General features: G+C 60.3%; 20 protein-coding genes. 7 read left to right on the top strand and 13 right to left on the bottom strand.

What is annotated here, in order from left to right; genetic code table 11:
* Window positions 1-360: 360 nt before the first annotated feature.
* The 3 genes from LKE90_RS09735 to LKE90_RS09745 are packed head-to-tail and all read left to right on the top strand — an operon-like array spanning window position 361 to window position 2,902.
* On the top strand, window positions 361-1,356 hold the full coding sequence (locus LKE90_RS09735) for a glutathione S-transferase family protein (protein ID WP_291501439.1): 996 nt from the start codon (window positions 361-363) through the stop codon (window positions 1,354-1,356).
* Window positions 1,353-1,976 (top strand): alpha/beta hydrolase, encoded by a 624-nt coding sequence (locus LKE90_RS09740; protein WP_291493734.1) that lies wholly within the window; start codon window positions 1,353-1,355, stop codon window positions 1,974-1,976. The genes LKE90_RS09735 and LKE90_RS09740 overlap by 4 nt, the downstream gene beginning before the upstream one ends.
* 11 nt (window positions 1,977-1,987) lie before the next feature.
* Window positions 1,988-2,902: a LysR family transcriptional regulator gene (locus tag LKE90_RS09745; protein WP_291493733.1), complete on the top strand. Its 915-nt coding sequence runs from the start codon at window positions 1,988-1,990 to the stop codon at window positions 2,900-2,902.
* Window positions 2,903-2,909: 7 nt separating this feature from the next.
* Here LKE90_RS09745 and LKE90_RS09750 read toward each other — a convergent pair whose 3' ends face one another.
* From LKE90_RS09750 to LKE90_RS09785, 8 genes are all read right to left on the bottom strand, one after another.
* Window positions 2,910-3,593 carry a flavin reductase family protein gene (locus LKE90_RS09750; protein ID WP_291493732.1) on the bottom strand — a complete coding sequence of 228 codons (684 nt, stop codon included), beginning with the start codon at window positions 3,591-3,593 and terminating at the stop codon, window positions 2,910-2,912.
* A 54-nt stretch (window positions 3,594-3,647) separates the two neighbouring features.
* Complete coding sequence (locus tag LKE90_RS09755) at window positions 3,648-4,217, bottom strand: YceI family protein (protein ID WP_291493731.1); 570 nt, start codon at window positions 4,215-4,217, stop codon at window positions 3,648-3,650.
* A gap of 16 nt (window positions 4,218-4,233) precedes the next feature.
* Window positions 4,234-4,836 (bottom strand): cytochrome b, encoded by a 603-nt coding sequence (locus LKE90_RS09760; protein ID WP_291493729.1) that lies wholly within the window; start codon window positions 4,834-4,836, stop codon window positions 4,234-4,236.
* Window positions 4,837-4,839: 3 nt separating this feature from the next.
* Entirely contained in the window at window positions 4,840-5,454 is a 615-nt protein-coding gene (locus LKE90_RS09765) for a YceI family protein (protein ID WP_291493727.1), read from the bottom strand.
* 425 nt (window positions 5,455-5,879) lie between these two features.
* Window positions 5,880-7,043: a bifunctional 2-C-methyl-D-erythritol 4-phosphate cytidylyltransferase/2-C-methyl-D-erythritol 2,4-cyclodiphosphate synthase gene (locus LKE90_RS09770; RefSeq protein WP_291493779.1), complete on the bottom strand. Its 1,164-nt coding sequence runs from the start codon at window positions 7,041-7,043 to the stop codon at window positions 5,880-5,882.
* 115 nt (window positions 7,044-7,158) lie between these two features.
* Entirely contained in the window at window positions 7,159-9,087 is a 1,929-nt protein-coding gene (locus LKE90_RS09775; RefSeq protein WP_291493725.1) for a bifunctional 2',3'-cyclic-nucleotide 2'-phosphodiesterase/3'-nucleotidase, read from the bottom strand.
* Window positions 9,088-9,162: 75 nt separating this feature from the next.
* A complete protein-coding gene (locus tag LKE90_RS09780; protein ID WP_291493723.1) occupies window positions 9,163-10,566 on the bottom strand; it encodes a glutamate--cysteine ligase in 1,404 nt (467 codons plus the stop codon).
* A 28-nt stretch (window positions 10,567-10,594) separates the two neighbouring features.
* Window positions 10,595-11,377: a 16S rRNA (uracil(1498)-N(3))-methyltransferase gene (locus tag LKE90_RS09785; RefSeq protein WP_291493722.1), complete on the bottom strand. Its 783-nt coding sequence runs from the start codon at window positions 11,375-11,377 to the stop codon at window positions 10,595-10,597.
* A gap of 253 nt (window positions 11,378-11,630) precedes the next feature.
* Here LKE90_RS09785 and ubiA point away from each other — a divergent pair, with 253 nt between their 5' ends.
* From ubiA to LKE90_RS09800, 3 genes are all read left to right on the top strand, one after another.
* Window positions 11,631-12,557 carry a 4-hydroxybenzoate octaprenyltransferase gene (gene ubiA / locus LKE90_RS09790; RefSeq protein ID WP_291493721.1) on the top strand — a complete coding sequence of 309 codons (927 nt, stop codon included), beginning with the start codon at window positions 11,631-11,633 and terminating at the stop codon, window positions 12,555-12,557.
* Between the two features lie 487 nt (window positions 12,558-13,044).
* Entirely contained in the window at window positions 13,045-13,359 is a 315-nt protein-coding gene (locus tag LKE90_RS09795; RefSeq protein WP_291493719.1) for a hypothetical protein, read from the top strand.
* Between the two features lie 253 nt (window positions 13,360-13,612).
* The gene (locus LKE90_RS09800; protein WP_291493717.1) at window positions 13,613-14,845 is read left to right on the top strand and encodes a DEAD/DEAH box helicase; all 1,233 of its coding nucleotides are present in this window, start codon (window positions 13,613-13,615) and stop codon (window positions 14,843-14,845) included.
* A 203-nt stretch (window positions 14,846-15,048) separates the two neighbouring features.
* Here the strand turns inward: LKE90_RS09800 and bioD are convergent, their stop codons facing one another.
* The 3 genes from bioD to bioF are packed head-to-tail and all read right to left on the bottom strand — an operon-like array spanning window position 15,049 to window position 18,360.
* Window positions 15,049-16,536, bottom strand: coding sequence for a dethiobiotin synthase (gene bioD / locus LKE90_RS09805; RefSeq protein ID WP_291493715.1), 1,488 nt, complete (start codon window positions 16,534-16,536; stop codon window positions 15,049-15,051).
* Window positions 16,526-17,173 (bottom strand): alpha/beta fold hydrolase, encoded by a 648-nt coding sequence (locus tag LKE90_RS09810; RefSeq protein WP_291493713.1) that lies wholly within the window; start codon window positions 17,171-17,173, stop codon window positions 16,526-16,528. Before LKE90_RS09810 ends, bioD begins: the two co-directional genes overlap by 11 nt.
* Complete coding sequence (gene bioF, locus LKE90_RS09815; protein ID WP_291493712.1) at window positions 17,173-18,360, bottom strand: 8-amino-7-oxononanoate synthase; 1,188 nt, start codon at window positions 18,358-18,360, stop codon at window positions 17,173-17,175. The genes LKE90_RS09810 and bioF overlap by 1 nt, the downstream gene beginning before the upstream one ends.
* Before the next feature lie 289 nt (window positions 18,361-18,649).
* On the opposite strand from bioF, the gene LKE90_RS09820 reads away from it, so the two are divergent.
* Complete coding sequence (locus LKE90_RS09820) at window positions 18,650-19,960, top strand: adenosylmethionine--8-amino-7-oxononanoate transaminase (protein ID WP_291493711.1); 1,311 nt, start codon at window positions 18,650-18,652, stop codon at window positions 19,958-19,960.
* 367 nt (window positions 19,961-20,327) lie between these two features.
* On the opposite strand, the gene LKE90_RS09825 is transcribed toward LKE90_RS09820, so the two are convergent.
* Together LKE90_RS09825 and LKE90_RS09830 are read right to left on the bottom strand one after the other, a co-directional pair.
* Window positions 20,328-20,795: a molybdenum cofactor biosynthesis protein MoaE gene (locus LKE90_RS09825; RefSeq protein ID WP_291493710.1), complete on the bottom strand. Its 468-nt coding sequence runs from the start codon at window positions 20,793-20,795 to the stop codon at window positions 20,328-20,330.
* Between the two features lie 5 nt (window positions 20,796-20,800).
* Window positions 20,801-21,064: a MoaD/ThiS family protein gene (locus tag LKE90_RS09830; protein ID WP_291493709.1), complete on the bottom strand. Its 264-nt coding sequence runs from the start codon at window positions 21,062-21,064 to the stop codon at window positions 20,801-20,803.
* Window positions 21,065-21,170: the final 106 nt, after the last annotated feature.

Genomic DNA, 21,170 nt, shown 5'->3' on the forward strand with positions numbered 1-21,170 from the left:
CGAAGAACATGTCGGCTTCCAAGTAGTTTTGTTTCAAACCGGACCTTCAGTTCCCCCCTGATCTACCTGTCTACTCAATGAATTTAAAGCAGACCGGCGGCAGTGCGTCAAAGCGGAACGTCTGCCCTTCATGTTTCCGGCAACAGGCGCTGATGCCGTGCTTTCCCAAAACCCCGCAGACTCTCGATCCTGCTTTCCGGCATATTCCTTCCTCCGGGGAAGGAATTCCTTGCTATCGCAGCCGCTAATCTTTCACGACCAACCGGATTAAAACATGTAGAGAGACGATGACACTGACAGACCACGATATCGCCAGTCGTCGGCAGGGTCATCATGATACTGCAAGAACAGGAGCTTCCGATGCTGGTTGATGGACGATGGGTTGAAAACTGGCAGCCCGTTCAGGCCAGCGACTCAAAGGGAGGCTTTGTCCGGCAGACCTCGTCATTCCGCAACTGGATTACGCCGGATGGCAGTCCTGGCCCCACGGGCGAAGGGGGCTTTGCAGCCGCAAAAGGGCGTTATCATCTCTACGTCGCGCTGATCTGCCCGTGGGCGTCCCGGACGCTCATTGCCCGCAGTCTGAAAGGGCTGGAGGATGTCGTGTCCGTCTCGGTGGTCGAACCTCGGCTCACCGATCAGGGTTGGCGCTTCGGCGATTATCCCGGAGCGGATTTCGATACGCTCAACGGCGCGACATGGATACACGAACTCTACACCCGCGCCGACCCGCATTATACAGGCCGCGCCACAGTGCCGGTCCTGTGGGACAGGGAAAAGCGGACGATCGTCAACAACGAGTCCGCCGATATCGTGCGGATGTTCAACACCGGGTTCGGCCCGCTGGCGTCCCCGGATTACGACTTCTATCCCGAACCTTTGCGCGGCGAAATCGACGCACTGAACGACGCGCTGTATGCGCGCCTCAACAACGGTGTCTACCGCGCCGGGTTCGCGACGACGCAGCAGGCCTATGAAGAAGCCTTCGAAGATGTCTTCGGTATGCTGGACAGTCTGGAAGAGCGCCTGTCCGGAGACGCCTCATGGCTGGTCGGCAACCAGTTGACGGAAAGCGACATCCGCCTGTTTGTAACGCTCGTCCGCTTTGACGCCGCCTATCACGGGCTCTTCAAGTGCAACCGCCGACGCATCGCGGACTATCCCAACCTGACGCGCCATCTGGAACGGATGCTGGCCGTAAAGGGCGTCGCCGAAACTGTCAGCCTCGATCATATCAAGCACGGCTATTATTCGATCAAGGCCCTCAACCCCAATGGCATCGTGCCTCTCGGGCCTGACCTTGCATGGGCCGCCAGCCTGCCCGCGCCACGATACCTCACGGAGACAGAAGCATGAGTGACGGACTGGTCATCTTCCTGCACGGGGTCGGCAGTCAGGGCGCTTCTTTCTCACCGCTGCTGACACAATGGCGCACTGATCTGCCCGTGGTCGCCCTGACCGCTCCCGATGCGCCGTTTCCATTCGATCTGGCCCCCAACGGCCGCCAATGGTTCAGTGTCAAGGGCGTGACGGAGGCCAACCGGGCGGAGCGTATTGTCGCGGCCCGTCAGGCCTTTGACGAGACCCTTCGGGCCTGCGTGACAGAAGCCGGTTTCGAGGACAGGCTGGACCGGGTGGCGCTTGTGGGGTTTTCGCAGGGGTCGATCATGGCGCTGGATGCCGTGGTCTCGGGCCGCTGGCCGGTCGCGGGTGTCGTGGCGTTTTCCGGACGCCTTGCCTCACCTGCTCCCTACACACCCGCACGACAGACACGTATCCTGCTCATCCACGGAGATGCCGACCCCATCATGCCGGTGCAGGAAGCCTCGAAAGCCGCAGAGATTCTGACCAGTATCGGCATGAGCGTCACATGTGACATTCTCCCGGGCGTGGACCATACTCTGACTGCCTCGGGAGTGGCTCAGGCGTTGAGCTTTGTGAAGACAGTCCTGCTGGCGGACTCTCCCACGATCTAGGGATCTGTAATGTGGATCGTCTGAGCCTTGATCGCCTGTTTGTCGCTGTCCTTGAAACAGGGAGTTTTGTTGCGGCATCCGAGCGGATGGGGGTCAGCAGCGGGCAGGCATCCAAAATGCTGTCACGCCTTGAGACCGATCTGGGCGTACAACTGATCAAACGCACGACACGCGCCCTCTCTCCGACCGAAATTGGCCAGGTCTATTACGAACGGGTCAGGATTCTGCTTGAAGAACGGGACGCGCTTGACGCGTCCATCCGGCAGACATCCGGCGCGCCTTCCGGGCGACTGCGTATTACAGCTCCCATATACTTCGGCTCCGCCCAGCTTGTACCCGCGCTGCTGGTCTTTGCGGAACAGTATCCCGGCATCAGCCTCGATATCAGTTTTTCGGACAGGCTGGCGGATCTGGTGGAGGACGGTTTTGATGTCGCCATTCGTATCGCCCACCTGTCCGACAGCAGCCTGATTGTTCGCAGACTGTGCGACGCGCGGATCGTCACCGTCGCCTCCCCTGATTACATCACGACCCACGGCGCGCCCCAGCGCCCTGAAGACCTGTCGCAGCACACCTGTATCATCGACACCAATTTTCGGACTCCCCGTAGCTGGGCATTCCGCGATGCGCCATCGGGACAGGCTGTTCAGGTTCCCGTCAGCGGGCGCTTTGCCTTTTCCAATGGAGAAGCCTGCCTGACTGCGGCCACGCGGGGGCTTGGCATCGCGTACCTGCCCAGTTTCATCGCAGGCCAGCCCATGAAGGAAGGCAAACTCACCCCCCTACTGCGAAACTTCGAGCCGCAGGCGTTGGGCATACATGTGCTTTATCCACCCGCACGGCACCTTGCCGCCAAAATACGGGCCCTGTCCGATTTTCTTTCAGGCTACTTCAAGAACCGGCCGGAATGGGACGAAGGCTGGTAATCGTCTCTCAGGGTGCGGGAGGCAGAATCGGCAATCCGGCACCCTCATCCAGAGCGGCATCAGGCGATACCGGTCGACGCAGGTCGAACATCGAAGCCTCCGTCACCTCTGAATACCACCCTGCCCCACCTGCTCTCAGCACAGGGCGCGCCTCGGCGGTTTCATAAACGCCATCACGCACAAAAGTCCGGTCTATATGGACAGTCACAACTTCGCCCAGTGTCAGCCAGGTTTCCAGAGACTCTCCGGAAGCTGCTTGAAGCCGAACAATCTGCGTCACGCGGCACTCGAACTGCACAGGACTGGCTGCCACCCGTGGCGGTCGGACACGACAGGATGGTACCTTTTCCAGTCGCGCCACATCAAATTCATCAATCTGTCGGTCAAATGCGGCAGATGACAGGTTCATGCGCCCGACCAACGGCTGCGTAACCAGATTCCAGACGAACTCGCCGGTCTGTTGCGCATTGCGGACCGTATCTTTCCAGCCGGTCGAGGAAAATCCGATGATCGGTGGCGTGTAATTGAATGCGTTGAAAAAACTATAGGGAGCAAGATTGGCTGCTCCCTCCGTATCGACCGTCGCAATCCATCCGATCGGCCTCGGCGCGATGATGGCATTAAACGGGTCATGCTGAAGGCCATGTCCGTCTTCAGGTCGGTAGGTGTGAAAACGATCGTCTGACGACATGGCTGCTTCTTCCGAATTATCACTTCACCCCTCAGGGAAGCTATACCTCATCAATCAAGGCTTACGCTGCGCAGTGACGTCGAGATCAACCCCCACTTCCAGCGCAACCCATTGTCCGGTCGCCCAGACTCCCTGCCCAATGCCGAACGCGGAGCGCACGAGATCAAGATGCCCCTTTACGTGGAGCGTGGCGCCATCAATGTCGAGTTTGAATGGCAGAGTGACCGGCTTGCTGATCCCCCGGATGACCAGCGTTCCGGCGGCCTCATAGGCATCGCCGCCCTTGGCCTTGAAGTTCTGCGCGTCAAACACCGCGGAGGGGAACCCGGCTACGTCGAACCAGTCCTTGCCCGGTAAAGCGCCATCACGTTGCCGGTCACCCGTGACGGCGCTCGACATGGCGATCGTCACATGGGCCTGACCAGCTTCCGGATGAGCCGGATCGAAGGAAATGGTTCCGTCGAATGATCCGAAATGACCACTGAACGGCGCTCCGGTCTGCGTGCCTGAAAAGGCCAGCGTGCTGTGCGCCGGATCAATCGTCCAGTCCGCAGCCATGGCGGAAAGAGGTAGGGAAAGACCCGTCATCAGGCTCAGGGCGGCGATTGTTTTAATGGATACCATTGTAAAAATCCTCCGATTACTTGCGGCGTGACGATCCGACTGGCCAGGGCAGCATCCGTTCAAACACGGAATCCCGTAAAATCAGGGCATGTCGCAATGCGGCTGCGGCATGCAGAATGATCAGAACGGCCAACGTCCACGCGGCCCAGTGATGAAACTCTTTCAGAACAGCCTCGACAGGAGCCTTGTTCTGAAGAGTTGCCAGAACAGGAAGGTCCGGCCAGGGAATCGTGCCGAACAGCACGGTTGGTATGCCGAGCACAGACGCCGAAACCATGGCCCAGCCGCTGAGGGGCAGGATGATCTGCAATCCGTACAGGGCCAGATGCGCCAGATGGGCCGCTCCGCGTTCAGCAACCGGCATGTCCGCAGGAAGAACTGGCGCCGCATGGGTCAGACGCCATCCCACCCGCAGGCAGACCAGCAGCAGGACGGAAATCCCGATGGATTTGTGCAACTGGTAAAGCTGAAACAGGCGCATCGGCTCAAGGGCGACATGATCCATGATCAGCCCCATGCCGATCAGGGTCAGGATACCGGCGGCGATCAGCCAGTGCAGGATGATCGCCACCGTCCCATATCGCGACGCTTTTTCAGCAAGCATCGGAATCGTGCTCATGAATCAGCTCTGCTTTTCGAATGCACCGGCGATGCGCAGTGTCACGTCATCACCGACATACGGCACATACATCTTCACACCGAAGTCGCTACGTTTGATCGTCGTCGTGGCTTCGAAACCGGCCGTGTACTTCTTGTCCATCGGATTGATGCCTGCACCGACAAAATGCACCTTCAGCGTCTCGGGCTTCGTGACGCCATGCAGGGTCAGGTTACCGGTGACGATGGCGTCGTTCCTGCCGTTGAGCCTGACTTCAGTGGAGACAAAAGTTGCGTTCGGGAATTTAGCAGTATCGAACCACTGGTCGCTCTTCAGCTCTTCCGTCAGCTTGTCGCTGGTGGTCTGGACGGAGGCGACCGGAATGGTCACATCCAGCTTGGAAGAGGACGGCGTTTTGACGTCCAGTTCCAGCGTGCCGGAGACGTTGGAGAAAAGGCCGCTGTAGTAGGTGAATCCGAAATGCAGCAGGGAGAATCCGACCTGTGTGTGGCCCGGTTCAATGGCATAGGCGCCCGACTGGACCTGAGCGGCGCTCGTCACCGTCTGGGCAGAGGCGAGAGCAGGCAGGGCCACGATGGAAGCAGCGAGAAACGCAGCGCGAGACAGGGAAAAACGCATGGAATGATCCTTCCAGAAAACCGATATGATCACGGTGGCGGAGTGCCGGGCCGGGCCATGAACTGAACAGTACCCTGTCTGTCGAAGCCGTTCGTATCTACGGGAAGGTTAGAAGATCATTCCATCCAGAATGGAAGCAATCCTGGATTTTTCAGGTCAGAAGAAAAAACATCTGTGGTTCAGGTTGGCACGGTCATCACAGACACGGGGTTTTCCAATAGTGATCCGGGCGTTCGACAGAAGGCATCTGTGCGGTCCTGTCGAACGCCCGGAACAAGGTGACAGCGGGGACAACACTGCCTGCCCCATTCCACAAGCTCAGAGAATGTTACGTCATCCCCTCAGCCGGAAATGTCGGGCTCTTTTTTCTGGGAAGAAGAAGGGCAGAACACTCCCTCCAGACTCCACCAGCCGGAGCCCCCTTCTTACGGGACCAGCACCGTCGCCGTCGCCGTGCAGGCAATCCCTTCCTCACGCCCCGTAAAACCGAGCCGCTCGGACGTGGTGGCCTTCACCGAGATCCGGTCCACATCGACCTGAAGCAGCGAGGCCAGACGCTCGCGCATGGCCTGTGCGTGCGGGCCGATCTTCGGGCGTTCGCAGATCAGGGTCAGGTCGGCGTTGACCAGCATGCCGCCCTTCTTGCGGATCAGTTCGCCCGCGTGAACGAGGAAGCGGGCGCTGTCCGCGTCTTTCCACTCGTTCTGGCTGGGCGGGAAGTGACGGCCGATATCCCCCTCGGCCAGCGCGCCGTAAATGGCGTCGCACAGCGCATGGATGCCGACATCCGCGTCCGAATGCCCGGCGAGGCCGCGATCATACGGGATATTGATGCCGCACATGATGAGCGGACGACCTTCTTCAAAGGCGTGGACATCGTAGCCGAAGCCGGTGCGGGGAAGCAGGGTGGGGCCAATCAGGCGTTCGAGGCGCACCAGATCCTCCTCATAGGTCAGCTTGATGTTGTCTTCGGAACCGGGAGTGAGCGCCACGCTGAGACCAGCGGACTCCAGCAGCAGGGCATCGTCGGTCGCACTGGAATCGCCGGATTTTTCAGCCGCGCGATGCAGATCAAGCAGGATGTTGAAACGGAAACCCTGCGGCGTCTGGGCGCGGAACAGGTCCTTGCGCGGCACGGTGTCGGTGATGACGCCGCCCTCTCCACGCTTGAGCGTATCGGCCACAGGCACGGCCGGAATTGCGCCGGGATGCTCTTCCAGCGCGCTGAGCACGCCCTGAATCAGCGTGGCCGTCACATAGGGGCGCGCGCCGTCATGCACCAGCACGACATCGGGACGTTCGGCGTCCGGCAGGGTTGCCAGCGCCTCAAGACCGGCGCGGACACTGTCCTGACGCTCCTTACCGCCCGCGACAGGCGGCAGGGTCGTCATGCCGTCCAGCGCTTCGGTCAGCGATGCGATATCGCCGACGGGCTGGATCAGCGCGACATGAGGGGCCAGCGCCTCGGCGGCATGGCGAATGACAGGGCGACCGGCAAGCGGGATGAACTGCTTGGCGGTGGTGGAGCCGGTTGCGGCGGCGTAACGGCTGCCGGTCCCGGCCGCGAGAAGAATGGCGGCGACACGCATGATGGCGCAGGAATGGGCGGAGGCGCGGCGCACGTCAAGCCGGTTCGGACTGTTCAGACCAACTTCCGTCGCTGAACGTCCATCCAGAGCGGGAACCGGCAGGCGTCAAGCACTCTCACAGGGTAAAATGCGGACGTCCGACCCGATACCGGCTGCCGCCCTCAACAGGCTCCATAAAGGTCAGGTCCCCGCGCTGGCTGGCGGCGACAGACGCGCTGGCTGGCAGGTCAATGCAGACTGTCGCAGGAAAGGGAAGCGGTCTGAAACGCCACCCGTTTCCGGCATGAGGCGGCATCAGGTGCCCTTGCCGCCGGACATAACGGACCAGAATATCCCTGTTATACTCATGTGTGGTGACAATAACCCGGTCCGCTCCCGTGCCGGGAAAATGTCCTCCGCCCGAGGCGCGGTAGTTGTTCGTCACGACAGCGAAGATCTGATCATCCTCAATCGGCCGCCCGTCGAGGCACAAATCATGAATACGCCGGGCCGACGAATCGACGAGCCGTCCCTGCTCGCAGTAGCGACGGGGAGAACTGATATCGATCGTGTAGGTCAGGGCGCCGCTCACCGCGTCTCCCATGATCACGTCGAACGTATATACCGGGGGCAACGGGTCCAGCAGCGGCTGGGGCGCGTCCTCTTCCGGCAGAATGTGATTGAAGACCGTCGCGGAACGTTCCAGCCATTCCCGCAGGTCAGCCCCACGACACCGCACCACGCTCAGCGTGTTGGCGAAAGGATAGATATTCACCAGATCGCGGATGGTGAGTTCACCGATGGGGATGGTCACAAAAGCGTCTGTCGCCATCGCTCCGGCATGAAATGGCGAGGCGGCGGACAGGAGCGGCAGATGCTCCCACTCCGTCCCCGCCAGTAACGGTCTGGCAAACGCCAGTTGCGCCGCATTCACCAAAGCCAGACACGGGTCAGCCTCCAGAAAGGTGAACCAGCTCGTCAATGCGGAGGAAGTCCAGCCGACAGGCTCGTCCATCCAGGCCATCGTCGCCTCGTGCTCAGGCTGGACTTCTTCGATAATGGCGGGATCTTCGGGGACAAGCGGATGGGCGCGCCCTTCTTCCCGGCGGCAGACAGGACGGACCTCAACCTGAAAATCCTCGCAGACCCAGCCTGCTTCCGCCTCCCTGAGCGTCAGATCGATCACACCCAGATGGCTGCCCCAGAAACCGGGCATGACGGCGGGCACGTTATGGAGGGTTCCGGCCACGGCATCCACACCGGGGAGGTTGTCATGATGCTCACCCGGAAAGACATGATGGGTATGCCCCAGCAGCAGCGCATCTATCCCTTCGATTTCGGCCAGATAGAGCGCGGCATTCTCCTCGCCGCCCTGTCGCTGGTCCGCGGAAATGCCGCAGTGACAGAGCGCCACGATGACATCACAGCGACTTCTCAGCTCGGGCACGACCTGCCGGGCGGCCTCCACCATATCCCTCACCATGAGCTGCTCATGCAGATGGATGGCGTCCCACACCATGATCTGCGGCGGGACCAGACCGATCACGCCGATCCGCAGATCGTGCCTGCGACCGAGATCGTCGATGACCTCCCGCTCCAGCACGACGGACGGCGGCAGGAGCGGAGCACCATTGCACAACGTGATGTTGCTGCAAACAAACGGAAAGGCCGCGTCCTTGATCTGTTCCCTGAGAAAGGACAGTCCATAATTGAATTCATGATTGCCGATCGTGGCGGCATCGTATCCGAGCAGATTCATCGCCCGGATCATGGGATGCGTCCGCTCACCGCCGCCACTGCCCGCCATGAAGTCACCGACGGGTGATCCCTGACAGCTATCGCCGTTGTCAAACAGCAGGCAGTTCGGCGCCTCGTCGCGGGCGGTGCGGATCAGGGTGGCGATGTGGGCAAGGCCGACACCATGATCCTTTTCAGCCTGATAATAATTCCATCCACGCAGAAACATGTGGAGATCGGACGTCTCCAGCAGACGCAGCCGGACGGAACGCCGGTCATCCATTTCTGCCTTTGTCGCGGCTCCGGAATCGGGACAGGGCCGCACCATGAACGCATCCTTCTACAGGTTACTTTCAACACCCTGTATCGTCAGGCGTGAAAAGAAAGAAAGAAAGTCCGAACCTCAGATTTCCGCTTCCAGAAGGATTCGCGTCACATCGCCCGCCCACGGTCCGTTATAGCGTTCCAGCCAGCGCTCGGCCTGTGTCGGCGCACCGGCGACAAGCGCCTGAAGAGGGGCCAGCAGAACCGTTTCATCCTGACCGGCTTCATCACGCAGCGCACGGGCACGGAGCCCCTGTGTGGCGATCTCCACCATACGGGACGCAATATCCCGCACGGTTCCTGTTCCGAAGGGCGTATTGAGCGCCCGCGCCGGGACATCGCCGCGCAGCACGCGGTAGGTCTCCCAGTCATACTCGCGCACAAGGCTTTCCGCCGCCGCCAGCGCCGCATCGTCATAAAGCAGCCCGACCCACAGAGCGGACTGCGCCAGCATCATCTCCGCCGATCCCGCATCAGCCCCCCGCATTTCAAGGAACTGCTTGAGGCGCACATCAGGGAACAGCGTCGTCAGATGGTCTTCAAAGTCACCGATGGTCGGAGTGAAACCGTCCAGCCCATCCTGTCTTTCACCCTTGAGCCACGCCCGGAAGGACCGACCGGACACGTCGATCAGCTTGTCGTCACGCACGATGAAATACATCGGCACATCAAGCGCCCATTCGACATAGCGTTCGAAACCGAAACCTTCCTCGAAGCAGAAGGCCGGGATGCCTGAGCGGGCATTGTCGGTGTCGGTCCAGACCTGAGCCCGGTTGGACAGCAGACCGTTCGGCCTGCCTTCATAGAACGGCGAATTGGCGAACAGGGCGGTTGCGACGGGCTGAAGCGCGAGCGAGACGCGCATCTTGCGCACCATTTCGGCCTCGGAGGAGAAATCGAGATTGACCTGCACGGTGCAGGTCCGCTGCATCATATCGAGCCCCATCGTGCCGACCTTCGGCATGTAGGACCGCATGATCGCGTAACGGCTCTTGGGCATCCACGGCTGGGAGGCGCGTGTGGCGAAAGGGTGGAAGCCGAGCGGTGCGAAACCCAGACCCAGAGCGCGGGCGGGAGTGCGGATGGTGTCGAAATGACGTTCCAGTTCCGTCCGTGTCTCGTGCAGGCTGGCCAGCGGCGTGCCCGAGAGTTCAAACTGACCGGAGGGCTCCAGAGAGATGGCGGCTCCCTTGTTGATGCCGCTCCCCTTCAGGCCGATCACAGCGGGACCATCCGTAATGGGGAGCCACTCACCCTGCTGCTCGACGCCCTTCAGAAGAGCGCCGATCCCCTGATGATCATAGTCCGGGGAGGAAAAGGCGGCACGTTCAGCCGTTGCCGCTTCAGGGCGGACGAAACCGAATTTTTCATGCTCCGTGCCGATCCGCCAGAGATCACATGGTTTGTTTCCCGCCGCCAGAACATCCACGAGATCGCGTATGGACGTGATGGAACGGGTGTCCTGATCGGCAGGATTCGACATTGGGCTTCTGTGCTTCCACTCAGGGCGATCAGGCCTGTGCCTGATCTCGGATATTTCGGAGCTGGGAATCGAACAAGGAAAGCGCGGCGGCGACGGCTGTCTCCGCGCGCAGAACTCTGTTTCCCAATGTGATGGGTGTAACAAAGGGGCGCGCCAGCGTAACGTCAAGCTCCGCCCGACTGAATCCCCCTTCCGGACCTGTCAGGATACCGTCTCCATCCCCTGCGTCCGCGAAAGGATTCCCGGAGAGAACCGTCCCGGTTTTCTGCGTGTCCGTCTGATTTTCAAGTCGCTCGACGGCAATAAAGAGACGCTTTCCGGCAGGCCACGCTCCCAGAAAATCAAGCAGACGCACAGGTGAGGAAATCTGCGGAATCGTCAGCCGCTCGCACTGCTCGGCCGCCTCGATGGCAATCGATTCGAGCCGCTCCTCGTTCACTCTCTGCCCCACCGTCCGCTCCGTGATCACGGGGATGAACCGGGACACCCCAAGCTCGGTTCCCATCCGGATGACGAGGTCCGTCGCATCACGCTTTAAAAGTGCAAAAGCGAGAGCACAGCCACACTCATCAATAAAAGGGCGAAGCTTCTCCGTGATTGTGAAAGAGCCCTTGTCCTTTCTGACCGACGCGATCCGGGCAAGCCACTCCCCGTCACGGGCATTGAAGACCCGGACCGAATCTCCCTCCCCCTTGCGCAGGACAGTCCCGAGATACCGCGCCTGCTCGGGAGACATCGGGATGACGGCTCCACTGATCAGTGGCGCATCCGCAGGGAGGTACAGGCGAGGAAGGGTATGATGAGCTGACATCGACGGGCGCTTTCCTGCAGATTCGGGGCAGTCCGGCGGTCATGAGTCCGTCGGGACAGCCCGACACCATTGACCCCGGCGGGTCTGCCCCGCATCAATCGGCGCGGTTTCGGCGGGATTCGTCCGCCGGTCAAGTCTGAAGCGCCCGAAGCCCTATGGAGCCCGGGCCAGTATTATTTCCGCAGAACCGGGCTGGCGGACAGTCCGGTTCTGCGGAAAGGCCCGGCAAGACAGCCAGTGAAGAGGGATTGCAGTGTCAGTTACAGCCACTCCGCACACGGATATCCGCAGCACCGGCTGGATTTCCCGCCTTCCCGCTCCGTTACGCCCCTATGCGCTTCTGGCGCGTCTGGATCGGCCGATTGGCACATGGCTTCTGTTTCTTCCGGGCGCGTGGGGCATCCTTCTGCCGGACGCCGGAGGAACAACCGCGCCGCTTGAACGTGTGCGCCTTCTGGTGCTGTTCGGAATCGGCAGTCTGGTGATGCGGTCCGCCGGCTGTGTGGTCAATGACATGTGGGACCGGGATATTGACCGGCAGGTCACGCGCACCGCAGGGCGACCACTTGCATCCGGCGCCCTGCGAATGCGGCACGCAGCGCTATTTCTGCTGCTGCTGCTCATGATCGGACTGGGCATCCTGCTCCAGCTCAATCCGCTCAGCCAGTTGCTCGGAGCGTCCTCCCTCATACTGGTCGCGCTTTACCCGCTGGCGAAGCGGTTCACATGGTGGCCGCAGCTTGTCATGGGATTCACGTTCGGCTTCGGTGCACCGATGGGCTACGCCGCCGTGGCGGACCGCTGCGACACGACCCAGTTGCTCCTGTATGCCGCGACCATTCTCTGGCAGCTCGGCTTCGACACCATCTACGGCTTTCAGGACATGGATGACGACGCCCGGATCGGGGTGAAATCCACCTCCCTTCTGTGGCAGGGCCGCGCCAGAGAGTTTGTCGGCGTCTGTTACGCCGGAGCCGGTCTCGCTTTTCTGGGGGCTGGCTTTCTCGCGCATACCGGTATCGGTTTTTATCCCGTGGCGCTGATCTGTATCGTCCTGCTGCTAAGGCAGGCCTGCACCGTTAACCCGCAGGACCCGCGTCTCTGTCTCGCTCAGTTCCGGGCCAACAGGGATATCGGATTTGGATTCGCTCTGGCCTGTCTGGCAGGTCTCATCTGGTGAGACGCATAAAACGGCATTTTCAAGGAAAGAATGCCGCATTGTTCTCATCCGGACGGGCTTCAGAATATGGCACAATAAAAATGACGAAGTCGTTCTTTTTGCGCCATTTTCCGAGCAACTTTCCCGTTATGTGTCATCACAGAAACCACCCCGGATTTAATCAAGCTATTTCAATGAGATAGCGTATCATAACCCTTTTCAGAACAGACAATTTATTGCGGAACGATTCTTTTTTATTTGATTATTATCTTTTTCGATATTTTTCCTTATAAATAAAAACATATTATTCGATACACCGTATCTCTATAACACAACTAATATACACAGAAATGAATGTATAAATATAAAAACAAAAAATAAAATTATACCACTTATTATCGCAACACCCCACCTTCCGTTAATTCATCGTTAAATATTGCCTTCGTTTTTCAGCTGGTATCGCAATAATGGAGATGTTCACCCGATCACAAAAGAAAGAGAGTATTTAATGCCTCGTGCACTGATATGGTCCATCGAACAGGACGAAAAACTTTCATTTCTTCTTAATAAAAAAAAGATGACACTTAGAGGTGCTGCAAAAGAACTTGGGGTAAGCAGAAGTTTTATTCATAGAAAATCTCAGAAAATGCAGAGCGAAATCCATTTTCGTGCATGCAGTACTGTTCGTGAACAGGCCGGGTTTGAACCTCTTGCCGCAGGCCACCCCATTAGCTGGCTCGCCATCCAGACTCCCCGGCAGGCCCGCCTGTACAATAATCACAACAACAATGAGGATCTCAGCCGGATTGCAGAGGCGGCCTGATATCTGATCGCCATAAACCCGTTTCGAAAAACGAAACGGAACAGTCTATCCAGAACAGACCGATCGTGTGAACAGTTACGACTCTCAGGATAGTATCCCTCTAGCCAAAACGGGTGCCATGAAAACGTGGCATCCGCGATGGTATTTTGGCATATGTCTGCCGTAACGCCCTGCCCCTGCTTTCGGCAGTCTGCCCGGACCGGTCATGGTCCGCGCCGCGATTACATTCACCGGACTCCTTCGGATACCTGTCATGCCTTCATCGACCGCTGCCTCTTCCCAGACATCCACCGACCAGAAAAGCGCGGAAAACGGCAGTTTTTCTTCTCTAAAATTGAACGCCACCCTGCTCGCCCGGCTCGGAAAGGCTGGCCTGAAAGAACCTACCCCCATTCAGAAAACCGCCATTCCGGCTCTGCTGGCCGGGCATGACGCGGAAATCCTTGCGCCCACAGGAACAGGCAAGACCGCCTGCTACCTGCTCCCGCTGTTCGATCATCTGCTGCGCAAGAAGAAAAACACGGCCCTGATCATCGTCCCAACCCGTGAACTGGCGCGTCAGGTCACCGAAATGGGCACCCTGCTCGCCGCACGTCCGGAGCTTGAGCCTTTTGCCGTCTACGGCGGCACACAGGACGATCCCGACAGGGATTATGACGTCCCGCCTGAAACCGCACGCCTGATCGTGGCGACGCCCGGTCGTCTGCTGGATATGCTCCGCACGGAACGGGTTGAGTCCGCAAGCTGCCGTTTTCTCGTCCTCGACGAGGGCGACCGGCTGATGACGGCGGAGTTCCGTGACGAAATGCAGGGTATTCTGGCCCTTCTGCCACGAGACCGGCAGAGCGTTCTCGTTTCCGCCACCGGCTCAGCGGAAACGATGGCCGCAGCCCGGCAGTTTCTGCACAGACCAGTGCGGATCGAGCCGGAAAAGGGCGAAAAACCGAGCATCCGGCAGGCCGTGCTGTTCGTGGACAAGGCATCCAAGCCGACAGCCACGGAAGCGCTTCTGCGTCGCCACCCAGATCGCAGCGCCATCGTGTTCGCCTCAACCCGAGATGAAGTCGATCTGCTGACAAAACAGCTTCGGAAACGGGGCCTGAAAGTCGTCGGACTGCATGGCGGCCTCACCCAGCCCGCAAGAAATGCCGCGATCGACGCTTTCTCCAGCGGCAAGGCCACAGTCCTTGTCGCCACCGACATCGCCGCGCGCGGTCTGGACGTTGAGCAGGTCGGGCAGGTCATCAACATGTCCCCTCCCGAGCAGCCGGATACCTATCTTCACCGGATCGGACGCACCGGAAGAGCGGGACGCATGGGATGGGCGGCGACACTCTGCTCCGCGGAAGAACGCAAGACGATGCGGAAAGTCGAAAGCACGCTTGGTCTCAAGCTGGTGGCGCTTCCTGTGCCCACTCTTGCACAGGACACTCCTGCACGGGACAACCCAGAACGGGACACCCCTGCCCGTTCCCGCAAACACTGACCGTCTTCTATTGTGGAATGCCTGATCGTTTCTGGGAAAGAGAGTTTGAGATTTCCTCTCGTCCCTCCGAAAACGCGGCCTCTGGAAATCTTTTTCCAGCAATGAAGTGAGCGCGACCCTTCTGGACACAGGCAATCCGCCGTCGATTTTCGCAGTCTTCCTATAGCCCCATCACCGGACAGCGGCACGGGACATGAAGGCGATCAGGCTTCGCTCGTCTGATGATCCAGCCTGCTTGTTCCATCAGGCGATCCTGTCTCCACGCTGCTCCAGCGTGGCATAAGCCGGGACGCCTCCGCCACGCTCTCCGCTGTGACATTCTCAAGGAACGGCACTTCCGCCAGCACAGCGACACGACCATGCTCCTCGATTGCTGCCCGGTTGCCCGGATTGAGTGGTCCGTTCAGCACAACACCGGCGATACCGATACCCCGACGACGCAACGCTTCAAGCGTAAGCAGCGTGTGGTTGACCGTCCCAAGACCGCTGCGCGCCACCACCACCACCGGCAGGCCAAATTCCGCGATCCGATCAACCAGCAGCCCGTCCTCAGTCACAGGCACATCCACGCCGCCAGCCCCTTCCACAACGAGAGGCCGCTCCGGCTGGAGCATCGGCAGAATCAGACGGCTCACATTCACTCTCCGACCTTCCGCCGCTGCCGCCGCCTGTGGAGACAGAGGGGCGAGAAAGGTATCGGCAGGCGGCAGGATGCGGTCCGCAGACGCTTCCGCAAGCTCCGTCACTGTTGGAGTATCGCCCGCTTCGTCCGCCAGTCCTGTCTGGAGCGGCTTCCAGTACAGCGCATCCCAGGCTCTGGTCAGACAGGCTGAGATGAAGGTCTTGCCGACCCCGGTATCGGTGCCCGTTACAAAAACTCCGGCGCGCGGTGCGCGGCGGAAAAGGCCAAACGCAATATCCCATGTCAGCGCGGAACCCGCTGCGTCGAAATGGCGCACCACGTTCCGCAGGACACCAACCGTCAGGGGATGTCCGCCCGCAACCGGCGCTGTCGCACCGATCCGCTTCAGGCCACGCAGAAAAGCCAGTCCTCCGTGCGTCTGCTCGACAAGCGTTTCAAAGGTCCACTGCCCGGACGGAGTCTGAAATGCTGGTCCGACGGCAGCTTCAGGCCATCCTTTCCGGAAGGTCGAGCGTTTCGGATAAACGCGGATATTCGCCGCAACACCTTGCTGCACATGCGCCTGCCGCCACTCCGAAAAAGAGTCTGCGGCAAGCGTGGAAACAGCCAACAGCCCTCCCGGAGTCAGCAGCCGATAAAGCGCTGATAAAGCCTGTTCCGGGGGCTCGACCCATTGCAGGGCCAGATTGCCGCAGATGAGATCGAAAGAGCCGTCGACTGCCGGTGTCGCTGCATCCATGACAGCGAACCTCACACCCTCTCCGCACCGCGCCCGGGCGCGATCAAGCATTTCGGGAGCAATATCCGTGGCGAGCAGTTGCGCTTCCGGCCAGCGCTCCTGCAACAGCGCTGTAAACGCGCCGGTCCCGCAACCAAACTCCAGAATGCGCGCAGGCTTGCGGTCACCAAGCATCCGAACGATTCTGTCGAGCAGGCGACGGGCGACCAGACGCTGGATGGTCGCCGCTGAATCATACGCGTCGGCCGCACCGAAACGCGCCGCGATGGCCGTGCGCTCCTGCGCGGTCTGCGGACGTTTATCGACCATCGGCAGAAAACTCCTCACAGGCTTCAAGAATAAATGTCGCGCATCGATCCGGATGGGTCAGAGGCAGAAGATGGCCACCTGTCTCAAGCCACTCGATCCGCTCCGGCGGAAACGAGGCCTCCGTCATGGCCAGGCTGACAATCGCATCATCCCGACTGGCCAGAGCAGCCTGCACATGATGCCCCTGCAATCGGGCATCCCCTGTCTGTAGAAGATTCAGCCCTTCCATGAGACGCGTCGTTTCAGGATTTCCGATACGCTCCGCTTCCTGTCCGGACAGACCGCAGTTCTCACGAAACTGCCGTAGAACCGGCGCTGCGTCCCGTTCCAGCCCCTTCATCATGCGATCCAGCACACGCGGCATGACACCAGCCGGAAAATCCTCCGCCCGACTGAAGCGCGTAAACCCGTTGATCCCCAGCACGACACTCCCTTCCGGCAGACAGGCACGGGTCAGCAACCAGAGAAGGCCGAGCGAATGTCCAACCGCCAGCAGAGGCTGACCGGTCGGCAGGCCCATCTCCGCAGGTCCAAAAAACCCCAGATCCACCATGGCGGCTGCCCGTCCAAGCCTGTCCTGCACCGGCTGCCACATCGCGGGTGTGAAACCCCAGCCATGCACGAGAACAATCTGCATCAGACCACGCCGCAGAGACGCGCGACCCCATCGGCAAGACGCCGCACATCGTCCTCCGTATGAGCCGCTGACAGGGTGATCCGCAGACGACTCTCCCCCTTCGGCACGGTCGGCGGCCGGATGGCGGCGACGAGCATACCCTCCGCTTCCAACTTCGCCGCGACAGACAGCGCGGTCGCCGCCTCACCCAGCAGGACCGGCACGATCTGCGTGCTGGAAGCGCCTGTCATTAGTCCGGCTGCGTGCAGACGCTGCCGCAGCGTCTCTCCGTGACGCGCGACACGGGCTCTATCCTCATCCAGATCCGGCAGCAGTTCCAGCGCCGCATCCGCAGCCCCGAGCATGGCGGGCGGCAGGGCCGTGGAATAGATGAACCCGGACGCGCTGTTGATCAACCAGTCACACAGAGCGCGCGAACCGGCAATGTAAGCGCCCATTCCGCCCAGCGCCTTGCTGAACGTGCCCATGATGAGATGCACACCATCTGCTTCACTCGCCAGTCCCGCGCCGTGAGCCCCAAGAACACCCGTGGTGTGCGCCTCGTCGAGGCAGAGGAAAGCGCCGTACCGCTCCGCCACAGCCGCCAGTCCCGGCACATCGGCCCGGTCGCCATCCATACTGAAGACACTTTCGGTCAGGATCAGCTTCAGGCCCGTCTCAGTGTCGCGGGCTTTCAGGAGGGCTTCGAGATGGTCGAGGTCATTATGCCGGAACCGTATCTGCCTGACGCCCGCCGCCGCACATCCCTGATGCAGGCTGGCGTGATTCAGCCTGTCCGCAAAAATCAGCGGAGCCGCTCCAAGCTGTTCGGAGGACAGCCGCGCAAGGGCCGGAACCAGCGAGGCGTTGGCCTGCCAGCCGGAAGCGAACAGCAGAGCAGCCTCGGTCTTCTTGAGGCGGGCGACCCGCGTTTCGACCTGTTCGTGCAGCAGGCGTGTGCCTGTCACCAGCCGCGAGGCGCCGCTACCGGCTCCATAACGCATTGCCCAGTCGGCAGCCCGCTCCCTCAGAGCAGGATGCTGCGACAGGCCCAAATAATCGTTCGATGAAAAATCAACCAGACACGCACCGTCCGGACGTTCAAAACGCGCCTTGCCCACGGCTGTCATGGGCCGGAGAACGCGTCGCCGGTCCTGCACCTGAAGCGCATCGACGGCTTGCCTGAAAAGGGGATCAAAACCTGTCATGGGGCGAATGTGGTGCCGGAAGGTGGAGAACGGGTCAATCATGCAATCAGGATGGCCACTATAATCACCGCCACCTGCCCCCTGAGAGACAGAGGCAGGACAAGAAAGAGGCGGGCCGCGCAACGCCCCTGCCCTGCGGGAGAAATCCCGCAGCCATGTGACGGGCGGCCCCCTGTTTCAGAGGCGATCCAGTTCTTCCGGCCACAAAATCTGGCGTGACCTCAGAGCTTCTCATCCCGGAACCGGCCCTGATTCAACGGCATGAATAGCAATCCTGTATTCCCCTGATATGAGATACATTCCATTGCGAGAGCCGCTCCACCCCGAAAGGAAGCCTGCGTTGTCCTCATCCGACTGGTACGAAGACGGTCTGCCCCATATCTGGCTTCCCTATTCCCAGATGAAGACCGCTCCGGCCCCGCTGGCCGCCCGTGCGACGCAGGGCAGCCGGATCACGCTTGAGGACGGACGCTCTTTGGTAGATGGCGTGTCGGCATGGTGGACGGCGTGCCACGGCTACAATCATCCGCACATCCGCGCCTGTGCGGAGGCCCAGCTTGCCCGCATGCCGCATGTGATGTTCGGCGGCATGGTCCATGAACCCGCGCTCCGGCTCTCTTCCCGGCTGGCCGCCCTGCTTCCGGGCGATCTGGAGCGGGTATTCTATACAGATTCGGGGTCCGTCGCCGTCGAGGTGGCGATGAAGATGGCGATCCAGTATCGCCTCAATCGCGGAGAAGCCGGACGCACGAAACTGCTGGCGTTCAAGGGCGGCTATCACGGCGACACGCTGGCCACGATGGCGATCTGCGACCCTGAGGAAGGCATGCATCATCTGTTCGCAGGCGTGATGCCCGCGCAGCATGTGATTGACCTGCCAAGGGATGAGGCGACCACGGCGGCGTTCGAGACATTTCTGACCGCTCACGCTCACGAAGTCACCGCCATTCTTGTCGAGCCTCTGGTGCAAGGCGCGGGCGGGATGCTGTTTCATTCACCGGACGTGCTGCGTCGTCTGCGGGACGCTGCCGACCGGCATGGACTGCTGCTGATTCTGGATGAAATTTTCACAGGATTTGGTCGGACGGGAACGATGTTCGCCTGTCAGCAGGCCGGGATCGTGCCGGATATCATCACGCTCTCCAAGGCGCTCACCGGCGGCACGATGGCGCTGGCCGCAACCGTGGCGCGCCGTCATGTGTATGAGGCGTTTCTCTCCGACAATCCTGAACACGCCCTGATGCACGGTCCGACTTTCATGGCCAATCCGCTGGCCTGCGCCTGCGCGAACGCGTCACTCGACCTGTTCGAACAGGAACCACGACTTGAACAGGTTGCGGCTCTCGAAACAGCGCTTCGGGAACAGTTGGAGCCCTGCCGCACACTGCCGGGTGTGAAGGATGTGCGGGTCATGGGGGCCATCGGTGTGGTGGAACTGGACAGGATCACCGATCCTGCGGCGCTGCGGACACGCTTTATCGCCGAGAATGTCTGGATCAGGCCGTTCAGGAATATCGTCTATCTGACACCGGCCTTTACCATCGCGCCGGAAGAGGTGCGGGCGCTGACGCAGGCTGTGCACACCGTGCTGGTGGCGTAGAGGCGGGAAACGGTAGGGCTCGAAGCTCCGTTATTGAATGGACGGTATTCTCCGCAACGTGCCGGAGCTTCAGGTCGGGTCTCAGTTTGAAATTCCGTGCATTTCATAGGCCCTTCGGACGACGGGAGCCCTGTCGGGATTGATGCGGGCTCTGCCCGCACCAGCAAGGGACCATCGGTCCCTTGACCCGGTGAGTGATCACGGGATGGTTTCCGAAGGTGTTCCTTTGGTGGAGTTCGGAGGAGCGCCCCGGAACTCTTTCCCGACAGCACTATTGCCGGTCCTGCTGTCCTGATTGCATAATGAAAATTCGCCGGGAAATCCAAGCCGGGATACTGTTTTCCGTCTTTTCATAACGTGCGACAGGTCACCATCCGGCGGCGATCGCCTCATCTTCCTGCCGGCTTTCCACCCAGACCCGTCGCCCATCGGCAAACTCTTCGGCTTTCCAGAACGGTGCGCCTGTTTTCAGTCGGTCAATCAGAAAGCGCGTGGCGTCCAGAGCCGCGCCGCGATGGGCGGCAGCGGCCAGCACCAGCACGATCGGCTCTCCGACAACCAGCCGTCCCACGCGATGAATGATCGTGCAGCCAACCAGAGTGAATCGCTCTAAAGCGTCTTCCGCCAGCATCGTCAGGCTCTGCTCGCACATGCCGGGATAATGCTCCAGTTCAAGAGCCACCAGCCCGTCGCCGCCACGCACAACCCCGAGAAACGATCCCAGACCACCCGTGTCCGGACCAAGAGCCAGCAGCCGTGTCGTTTCCGTCGCCATATCGAACAGCGCGGTCTGGACCACAACACGGATTCTGCTGAAATGCTCCGGCTGCGGCATGGCCCTTATCCTCCGGTCATGGGAGGGAAGAAGGCGATCTCATCGCCGCTGCGCACGGTGGTCGAAAAGTCTCCCATGACCTTGTTCACCGCCACCCGCATACGGGGAAATTGGGAAAAAACAGCGTCAAAAGAGGCGTCCTCCCGACATCGGGCGGCCAGAAAGTCTTTTACCGTGAGAACATCAGGAGGGAGGGAGACCGTTTCACTGCCCCGCCCGACCTGCTCGCGCAGACCGGCGAAATAGAGAACTATCACACTACCACTCATACCCAATTCCTGTTCCGGCTGCCTGACACATTTCAATGAAGGGCAGACATTCAGCGATCAGCCAGCATCAGCCCTGTCGTAGCCGACATTGCCGCCAGATCGTTAT

Source organism: Acetobacter sp. (assembly GCF_022483985.1).
In the GTDB taxonomy this organism is placed as follows: domain Bacteria; phylum Pseudomonadota; class Alphaproteobacteria; order Acetobacterales; family Acetobacteraceae; genus Acetobacter.

Excerpts from the sequence above, each read along its gene's own strand:
- LKE90_RS09735 (WP_291501439.1), top strand. The coding sequence starts at position 361 with ATGCTGGTTGATGGACGATGGGTTGAAAACTGGCAGCCCGTTCAGGCC.
- LKE90_RS09740 (WP_291493734.1), top strand. The coding sequence starts at position 1,353 with ATGAGTGACGGACTGGTCATCTTCCTGCACGGGGTCGGCAGTCAGGGC.
- LKE90_RS09750 (WP_291493732.1), bottom strand. The coding sequence starts at position 3,593 with ATGTCGTCAGACGATCGTTTTCACACCTACCGACCTGAAGACGGACAT.
- LKE90_RS09755 (WP_291493731.1), bottom strand. The coding sequence starts at position 4,217 with ATGGTATCCATTAAAACAATCGCCGCCCTGAGCCTGATGACGGGTCTT.
- LKE90_RS09760 (WP_291493729.1), bottom strand. The coding sequence starts at position 4,836 with ATGAGCACGATTCCGATGCTTGCTGAAAAAGCGTCGCGATATGGGACG.
- LKE90_RS09765 (WP_291493727.1), bottom strand. The coding sequence starts at position 5,454 with ATGCGTTTTTCCCTGTCTCGCGCTGCGTTTCTCGCTGCTTCCATCGTG.
- LKE90_RS09770 (WP_291493779.1), bottom strand. The coding sequence starts at position 7,043 with ATGCGTGTCGCCGCCATTCTTCTCGCGGCCGGGACCGGCAGCCGTTAC.
- LKE90_RS09775 (WP_291493725.1), bottom strand. The coding sequence starts at position 9,087 with ATGGTGCGGCCCTGTCCCGATTCCGGAGCCGCGACAAAGGCAGAAATG.
- LKE90_RS09780 (WP_291493723.1), bottom strand. The coding sequence starts at position 10,566 with ATGTCGAATCCTGCCGATCAGGACACCCGTTCCATCACGTCCATACGC.
- LKE90_RS09785 (WP_291493722.1), bottom strand. The coding sequence starts at position 11,377 with ATGTCAGCTCATCATACCCTTCCTCGCCTGTACCTCCCTGCGGATGCG.
- LKE90_RS09795 (WP_291493719.1), top strand. The coding sequence starts at position 13,045 with ATGCCTCGTGCACTGATATGGTCCATCGAACAGGACGAAAAACTTTCA.
- LKE90_RS09800 (WP_291493717.1), top strand. The coding sequence starts at position 13,613 with ATGCCTTCATCGACCGCTGCCTCTTCCCAGACATCCACCGACCAGAAA.
- bioD (WP_291493715.1), bottom strand. The coding sequence starts at position 16,536 with ATGGTCGATAAACGTCCGCAGACCGCGCAGGAGCGCACGGCCATCGCG.
- LKE90_RS09810 (WP_291493713.1), bottom strand. The coding sequence starts at position 17,173 with ATGCAGATTGTTCTCGTGCATGGCTGGGGTTTCACACCCGCGATGTGG.
- bioF (WP_291493712.1), bottom strand. The coding sequence starts at position 18,360 with ATGACAGGTTTTGATCCCCTTTTCAGGCAAGCCGTCGATGCGCTTCAG.
- LKE90_RS09820 (WP_291493711.1), top strand. The coding sequence starts at position 18,650 with ATGAGATACATTCCATTGCGAGAGCCGCTCCACCCCGAAAGGAAGCCT.
- LKE90_RS09825 (WP_291493710.1), bottom strand. The coding sequence starts at position 20,795 with ATGCCGCAGCCGGAGCATTTCAGCAGAATCCGTGTTGTGGTCCAGACC.
- LKE90_RS09830 (WP_291493709.1), bottom strand. The coding sequence starts at position 21,064 with ATGAGTGGTAGTGTGATAGTTCTCTATTTCGCCGGTCTGCGCGAGCAG.